Here is a 7366-nt window from a genome sequence, read left to right as displayed (position 1 = left end):
TACCTTAGCTGTGCCGCTCATAAGCGATTGCTTGTCTCGCCGCCGATAGCCCCGCCTGGATGCCTGCCGTGAATTCCGCTGTTGGACTCGACTTGCTGCCCCCATTCGATTTCGATCCACGAACCCGCGTGGTGTTTGGATCAGGGACTGTGACCCAATTGGGGCAACTGGCAAAGGATCTGGGGGGGACCCGGGTCCTGTTTGTAACTGATCCGGGCATCGAGAAGGCAGGGCACGCCGCCCGAGGCGTGTCTGTTCTGAACGAATCAGGGCTGTCCGTAGCTTTGTTCCATGATGTTCAGCCAAACCCGACCACCGACGACGTCGAACATGGCCTGCAAATCGCCCGGGACCATCAGGTCGATCTGATCGTGGCCATGGGTGGCGGCAGTGCGATGGACTGTGCGAAGGGAATCAATTTCCTTCTGACCAATGGCGGACAGATGCGCGATTATTGGGGTGTAGGAAAGGCAACCAAGCCAATGCTACCCTCCATTGCGATCCCCACGACCTCGGGAACGGGAAGCGAGGCACAGTCGTTCGCTCTCATTGCTGACGCAAAGACGCACATGAAAATGGCGTGTGGCGACAAGAAGGCTTCCTGCCGGGTCGCAATCCTCGATCCCGACTTGACGCTCAGCATGCCGGCCGGTGTTACCTCGGCGACTGGCATCGATGCAATCAGTCACGCTCTGGAAAGTTACGTTACCACCAAGCGGAATGCGATGTCGCAGTTATTTGCACGCAAGGCCTGGCGCCTGCTCGCGCAGGCGTTTCCGATTGTCACGTCGATCGCTGCTGGCAATTCATCCGCTCCAGGAACGAACGGAGAAGCGACGGGGGAAGCACTCGTTGATTCCTCGCTGCTCGTCGCAGCTCGAGGGAATATGCTGCTGGGGTCTCATCTGGCTGGAGCCGCCATCGAGAACTCGATGCTTGGGGCCACTCATGCTCTCGCAAATCCATTGACCGCTCATTTTGACGTGACGCATGGGCTCGCCATCGGGGTGATGTTGCCTCACGTCATGCGGTACAATTCATCCGTGGTGGGATCAAGCTACGGCCGGCTGGCCGCTGATGTGGGAATCTGTGATGTCGACGATCCCGAAGCGGGCGAGAAACTGGCAAATGCCGTCCGAAAACTTACCTCTGCCGCTGGTCTTCCTTCCACGCTACAAGCATGTCAGGTTGATCGGTCGATGCTGCCTGTCCTGGCTGAGGAAGCGGCAAAGCAATGGACCGGAACTTTTAATCCGCGTCCCGTCAACGCTGCCAGCTTACTGGCGCTTTACGAAGCTGCTTTCGAATAGAAGTCCGTCGAGCGAGTTCGCGGAGTGTCACAATGGAAAAATTCATGTTCACATTCGGTCCGCGAAGCCAATACCAGCAGGATCGCGTTGCCCAACCTCGATCAGGAGGAATTCGGCGAGCGTTTGTGCTCATCACTTTTGCCGCGCTCTCGCCCCTTCTGTGTGCTTCTTCATTCGCGGAAGAGAGTAAGGCGGCTCTTCCCAGCCAGACCAGTTGGGCTTCGTTCCGCCATGATCTCTTACAGTCGGGTGTGGCTACTTCGCCGTTGCCTGAGCAACTAGAGAAGCTCTGGGAAATCACGTTAGGGGACCAGATTCTCGCCACTGCAGCGATTGTTGGCGACTTTGTCTACGTTCCCTGCCTGTCGGGGGAACTGAGCTGTCTCGAAAAAGCGACTGGGAAGACTATCTGGTCCTACAAGTCAGTCGACAAGGTGGAGCCCAATTCTTTCGCGCCAGGCTTCAAATCCTCTCCCACCGTGACCTCGGATGCGATTTATCTCGGTGATGAAGACGGTGTCTTTCACGCGATCAACCGCGAGACGGGAGAAGGCTTGTGGAAGTATGAGACGGGGGGGGAAATCTACAGTTCCGCCGCTGTGATCGGCGATCGAATCCTTTTTGGATCCTATGACAACAGTCTCTATTGCCTCAATCGTGATGGGACACTGGCGTGGAGCTTTGCAACCCAGGGATACGTTCACTGTGCACCCGCTGTTGTCGAAGGGGTGACGTTCATTGCGGGGTGCGACGAGCATCTCCGGACGATCGAGATCGAGACAGGAAAGCAGCGAGCTGACCTGCGACTCGAGACCTACTTGATCGCGTCGCCTGCTGTGGTAGGGGACATCCTTTATGTCGGGACCTTCGCAAGCGAAGTGGTGGCAGTGGACTGGAAGAAGCAGGAGGTGATCTGGCGCTACCGACCTGGAAATGGAGATGCCCCGTTCCATTCCTCCGCAGCCGTCACTGAAAAGCTGGTTGTTGTCGGGGGACGCGACAAGCTCGTTCATGCCATCGATCGGATCACCGGTAAGAAGGCTTGGACATTCCCCACGCGGGCGAAAGTCGACAGTTCGCCGACCGTCGCTGGTGATCGCGTATTTATTGGATCCAATGACGGAAATCTCTACGAAATCAGTCTCCAGGATGGAACCGAGCGTTGGAAGTTCAATGCGGGTAAACCTATTTCTGCCGCTCCCGCAATCGGCGAGGGAGTGCTGGTGATTGGCAGTGAAAGCCGGGACGGCAAGGTCTACTGCTTCGGGAAGAAGTAGCCGTTTCCCGATGGTCGCGAATGAAAAGTTCGATGCATCACGTAGAAGACGATGTAAGGACTCGTCGGGAACCCTTGAGCAGAACGGGTGCCTATTCTCGACGGCTCCCGTTCCCAGTGATGACTCTCAGATGGGGAGACCCATGACTGTCGGTGGGCGCAGGAGACCTGACTGCCCCTTGCGCGTGCTTCCCCATTCCTGCGTCACTCTGGCGAATTGGCAGACAATAGCGGCAGAGTAACGTTGGGCGGATCACATATTTGTTTTGGCGTCACTGACTTCGCCGATGACAGAATTCAGTGCCCCGTTCAGGATGCCATCATGCTGATGGTCTTTGGAGTAAATCCGGAAGATACAGAAGCTGATTGGCAATGCGCGAAACAGGTCATCGTCTGAAAGCCCTTGTGGCGTTCCCACGGCAGGGTCCAGCAGGAAGTTTTGACCACTGGCGGGCAGGCGACTGCTCGGTCGGTGATAGTGCTTCGCAACGTCGATCTTCAGTTCGAGATCTTTCAACTCGCGGGGCAGGCGTTCCCGAACTCGCTTCAGGACGAGGTCTGGTTCTGAAAAGATGGTCGTTCGCTCGGCCGTTCCGGAGTGGAAATTGAGTGTCCTTTCACATGCCATTTTCCAGTGTACCTCTCGACAAATCACCTGTTGCCAGCGTCGGCCAAGGTCCTTCAATGTCGGGTCAGCGCTGTCAGCCCATCTCTGGACATCAACCATGAACGTGGATTCGGTGAAGCGACGGTACTCATTGAGCTTGTCGAGCGGATTGCCGTCAAACAGATGTGGCATCGATTCCGGAAACAGGTCTTCGAGCGCCAGATCGACGGCCCGGACTGTTCGATGGAAGTAGATTGTGCGGAACAGGTTCGCGCGTGTTTCAATGAAATTGATCAGTGTGGGCAGACCCCGAGCGTGAATCGTCAGGCCCGCTGATGTGAAGAATGTGTAGTGCAGGATGCGATTCAGATCGAAAGCCTTGGTGTTGTATCCAGACATGTACGCATCGCGCAGCACGAAGTCCATGTTGTCCACCGTGTAGATGCCGCTGAACAGAGACCGCAATTTGCGTAACCAGTCGGGATGTCCCTGTTCAGCCTCCATTCCTGGCTTCGGGCGACGGATCAGCCACGAGATCTGCTGGGGATCCAGTTCTTCCAGCGGCTGCAAGCGCCCGTTCGGATTACGGCGAATTCGGCGAAGGATATCAGCGAGCTCTTGCTCAATGACCGCGCTCCCGATGTCCTCATGCGTCACCCCGAACTGGTCCAGGTAGTGATCGTCGAAGAAGTGGCCGAAGGGGCCATGGCCAACGTCGTGCAGAAGAGCTGCCATCCGCAGCAGGCTCTCGACGTACGCCCTCGATGGAACATTGCGACAGGCCTCGCACAGCGACTCATACCAGTGATCGATGGCCACGGAAGCCAGATGCATCGCACCCAGGATGTGCTGAAATCGCATGTGTTCGGCGGAAGGAAAGACCCACCAGGCCGTCTGCAACTGGTGAATGTGCCTCATCCGTTGGACCCAGGGATGGTCAATCACATCCTGCTCTGCCGCCTCTCCCGGGGGTAGCCCGGCCCGTGCGATGAAGGGGATATAACCATGGACGGGGTCGTGAGAAAGACTCTCATTCAAAAAATCACGGACCATGAGGCAAACCTATTAGAGCCTTCGGAACGACAACAGTCGGACCATCTTAGCAAACTCGTTGTCGAATGGCTCGACGCCAGGACGGTTTGCGGTACCCGCGCCATCACTTGTTGAGTCGACACGAATAGTGACAAGCATTGAGCCAGAGAGTCTCGTCGAGAAGCATTGCTGCGATCAGAGCAGGCTAGTGCTCTGCGATTCGGCCCGAGACGTCATCTGTGGGTGTCGCATCGAGCGGGGCAACATTCACATGTGCTGCATCCGGCTGAGTCCACGCAATCTCGCATTTACGTAGCAGGGCCAGGAGCTGCTCGCGGGAATGGACATCGAGTTTCTTAAACACGCTGCCAAGTTGCGTGCGTACTGTGTGTGGGCTGCGAAAAAGCTGACGGCCAATCTCTTCGAAACTCGTCAGGCCACGACAGACCCAGCGAACGACTTCCAGCTCCGCGGGGCTGAGTACGCTGAGTCGATCATCGCCTACCGTTCTGACGGATTTTGCCGTGAATCGAACTGTTCGGCCGGATTGTCCTTCTTCTGCCTCTACGTCTCCTTTGTCCTCCAGAATGCTGGCATCCGGGGAGACGAAGTAGAGTTCCAGCCCACCCAACGTAACTCTGTCGCCTATGACCGCCCGTGTTTTCTCGTCCGGAATGAGGGGAACCCCGTTCAACTGAGTTCCTCCCGAAGAGTTCTGGTCTTGGATCCAAAGCCCGTCTTTGTCAGCGCCGACGAGAGCATGTTGGCGTGACACGTGGATAAAGGCGGCCGGTACTTGAATATCACAATTCGGAAGTCGCCCAATCACTTGGGAATGATTGAAGATTGGGGCTCGCCACTCCTGCGGAGAGACGTTTGTCATCAACAAAAATGCGACCGCAGATTGCACTCAAGATGTCCTGTAAGAACCAGCAATAACCAAGTCCGTCGGTCTAAGGGCAACGTCGAAAGGAAGTCCTCGTTGAGGATCCGATGCCAAAGCAATTCTCGGTCGGTGTGAAACGTCCACACCGCTGTTTTTCGTTGATTCAGGAATACCACCCAGCATCACGAATTGCCAGCTTTTTGTGCCTTTTTACCAAAGATACCAAGCCTTATTAGTCAAGACAAACACGCCAAGAATTGCGTTTGTAACAGAATGCGTCAGCACACATGCCCAAATATTCATTGTGCGTATGTAAATAAGATTTACCAATGATCCCCAGGCGAAAGCCGCGAACACCTCGGGGTGGACCGCGGCAAACATGAGTGAAACAACCAGAAAACTTGTGGTTGTGAATACCCCTTCGGGCACCTTTTCAAAGTCGTCTGAAATCAGATATCGAGATAGAAACCCTCGCCAGAAGATCTCTTCCACGAGTGGGACAACGATTACCAGTTCAAGCAGGCGGACTGCGGTGAAGGCGATTTGCAGAGGTGTCGGTGATCCGTCTGCAAACGGATTGAAGCCAGCTCTCGTTCCCTGTACCGAGATGATCGCATTGTGAATAGCTGGGACTGCGGATTGAGCGTATATCAGCCCTATCCAAATTCCGAATCCGACGATGCCCCCTGCGACAGCCAGTCCAAAACCCCGGGTCGAAAATTTGGGGTACGACTTTCTGAACAGGATGAGTGCCCCCGTTGCAAGTAATCCCTTCAACGTACAAATCAGCATGTAAGTAGCGGACTGAGAGTCCGAAGGTTCAAGCATGGCCGGAAGGAGGTAGAGGCAAAACGGTAGCACGTAAGAGATCGCGGCCATCGGCTTGTTTTTCCCAAGTGACAGTTATTGACTTACTGCATCAATCTTGTCTGCGGCCTTGTTGGGCAACCGTGATATTGCGCAAGCGAGACTTACACGACCGCGTCGCACAGGTACGGATTCGGCCTCATTCAAGTGAAGCGAGATGAAAGCATATCCGGTTTCCGGAGTGCAAAAAAGAAGGGAAGCCGCCCCAGTAAGAGCGGCTTCCCCGAATTTAGCAGTCGCCGACGGATGTCGTGACGACTTGGATCAAGCAGTCAGCGGCCAGCAATTAGCAAGCGGCTGCATTGCGTCGTCGGTAAGCCCGAACGCCCAGACCAAGACCACCCAAGGCCAGCAACGCGAAGGTTGATGGTTCTGGAACAGTCGTGAACACACCAGACGTTGCGAAGGTCACAAACTGTGGGAAATCGTTACCGGCTGGAATTGGCTGGTTAGCGAGCGTGAAGTTCAGGTAGAACTTGCCTTCGGTTGGGGCATTGACGCCCGAGGTGAAGGTGTGAGCGTCGCTAACCCATGCGACCGAGTTGTTACCTGAGCGGGTCAGGGTCGAGGTGCCCGTACCGGACAGCAGCAGCGTGCCAGTCTGGTTAGCGCCGGAATAGATGTTGAACGTGTGGTTCAATTCCAGTTCAGGACCGGCGGTTGATGGACCAGTAGGGGTGCTGAAGAAGGACAGGTAGCCCTTGGTGAATCCCTGAAGACCAGCAAAGTCTGAGTTCGACAGGTTCAGGCGAACATCGTAAACGGTGTACCAGTTGGCTGGAGTGCCAACCAGGAAACCGCTCGAGTTTACTTGAGTCTGGGAGACGACGTCATAGAAAACGTCAGCCGAAGCTGGAGCTGCAACGCCAAACGATGCAGCGGCGACGACGAGACCCAAAGCCAATTTGCGGACGCTGTTTGCGAACAACATAGATCTTAACCTTCTGTAGATTGAAACTCTTTTTGGAAAGTCCATACCCGGGACTGCACAGTGCGCCCGAAAGTACAAACTTAGCCCATGAATCCGAAGAAATTTGGGGTAAACCCCATCAACTCAACACAATTAAACTGAGAAATTGTGAGGAAGTTGCCTCGGAGGGCGAAAGAGTCCTGAAGAAGGTGCGTCAGGAATTTGCAGAAACTCCCCCCTCCGCCAGTGCAGAAGCAGAACGGGCTCGGGAAGCGCTGAACGCAGTGTTAACAGAGCGGCGTAGACAGGAGGAACGCTGCCGCCAGACGTCGAAGTCGATGAAGAGGATGTTCCGCCAGATCCCTGGAATGTACCTGGGGCGAGAATCAGTTCAGACTCAGGTGGAACCTCTTCATGACCGTGCTCGATTGATTCTGCAACGGGGGAATTGGCCTGAGCACTGACGACAATGTTGACC

At 55.3% G+C, this 7366-nt stretch carries 7 protein-coding genes; 2 read left to right on the top strand and 5 right to left on the bottom strand.

Translation table 11 applies throughout. The annotated features are described in order from the left end of the window. Positions 1-59: 59 nt before the first annotated feature. Positions 60-1310: an iron-containing alcohol dehydrogenase gene (locus VGE80_RS23655; protein ID WP_440594370.1), complete on the top strand. Its 1251-nt coding sequence runs from the start codon at positions 60-62 to the stop codon at positions 1308-1310. Positions 1311-1354: 44 nt separating this feature from the next. Next, positions 1355-2587 (top strand): beta-alanine-activating enzyme beta-propeller domain-containing protein, encoded by a 1233-nt coding sequence (locus VGE80_RS23650; protein WP_373651373.1) that lies wholly within the window; start codon positions 1355-1357, stop codon positions 2585-2587. 252 nt (positions 2588-2839) lie between these two features. Here the strand turns inward: VGE80_RS23650 and VGE80_RS23645 are convergent, their stop codons facing one another. The 5 genes from VGE80_RS23645 to VGE80_RS23625 form a co-directional block, all read right to left on the bottom strand. Then, positions 2840-4246 (bottom strand): HD domain-containing protein, encoded by a 1407-nt coding sequence (locus VGE80_RS23645; protein ID WP_373651374.1) that lies wholly within the window; start codon positions 4244-4246, stop codon positions 2840-2842. 184 nt (positions 4247-4430) lie between these two features. Continuing rightward, positions 4431-5108 (bottom strand): FHA domain-containing protein, encoded by a 678-nt coding sequence (locus VGE80_RS23640; protein WP_373653876.1) that lies wholly within the window; start codon positions 5106-5108, stop codon positions 4431-4433. 213 nt (positions 5109-5321) lie between these two features. After that, a complete protein-coding gene (locus VGE80_RS23635) occupies positions 5322-5990 on the bottom strand; it encodes a CAAX prenyl protease-related protein (protein WP_373651375.1) in 669 nt (222 codons plus the stop codon). A 274-nt stretch (positions 5991-6264) separates the two neighbouring features. Beyond that, a complete protein-coding gene (locus tag VGE80_RS23630; RefSeq protein WP_373651376.1) occupies positions 6265-6909 on the bottom strand; it encodes a PEP-CTERM sorting domain-containing protein in 645 nt (214 codons plus the stop codon). 132 nt (positions 6910-7041) lie between these two features. Then, the coding region (locus tag VGE80_RS23625) for a hypothetical protein (RefSeq protein ID WP_440594369.1) at positions 7042-7366 on the bottom strand (325 nt) is incomplete at its 5' end.

The sequence above is a fragment of the Schlesneria sp. genome, from assembly GCF_036405755.1.
GTDB classification, from domain to species: domain Bacteria; phylum Planctomycetota; class Planctomycetia; order Planctomycetales; family Planctomycetaceae; genus Schlesneria; species Schlesneria sphaerica.
Note: the sequence above shows the minus strand (reverse complement) of the source record. Positions and strands in the feature narration are given on the sequence as shown.

Coding starts and splice junctions, on each gene's coding strand:
- VGE80_RS23655 (WP_440594370.1), top strand. CDS start 60: ATGCCTGCCGTGAATTCCGCTGTTGGACTCGACTTGCTGCCCCCATTC.
- VGE80_RS23650 (WP_373651373.1), top strand. CDS start 1,355: ATGTTCACATTCGGTCCGCGAAGCCAATACCAGCAGGATCGCGTTGCC.
- VGE80_RS23645 (WP_373651374.1), bottom strand. CDS start 4,246: ATGGTCCGTGATTTTTTGAATGAGAGTCTTTCTCACGACCCCGTCCAT.
- VGE80_RS23640 (WP_373653876.1), bottom strand. CDS start 5,108: ATGACAAACGTCTCTCCGCAGGAGTGGCGAGCCCCAATCTTCAATCAT.
- VGE80_RS23635 (WP_373651375.1), bottom strand. CDS start 5,990: ATGGCCGCGATCTCTTACGTGCTACCGTTTTGCCTCTACCTCCTTCCG.
- VGE80_RS23630 (WP_373651376.1), bottom strand. CDS start 6,909: ATGTTGTTCGCAAACAGCGTCCGCAAATTGGCTTTGGGTCTCGTCGTC.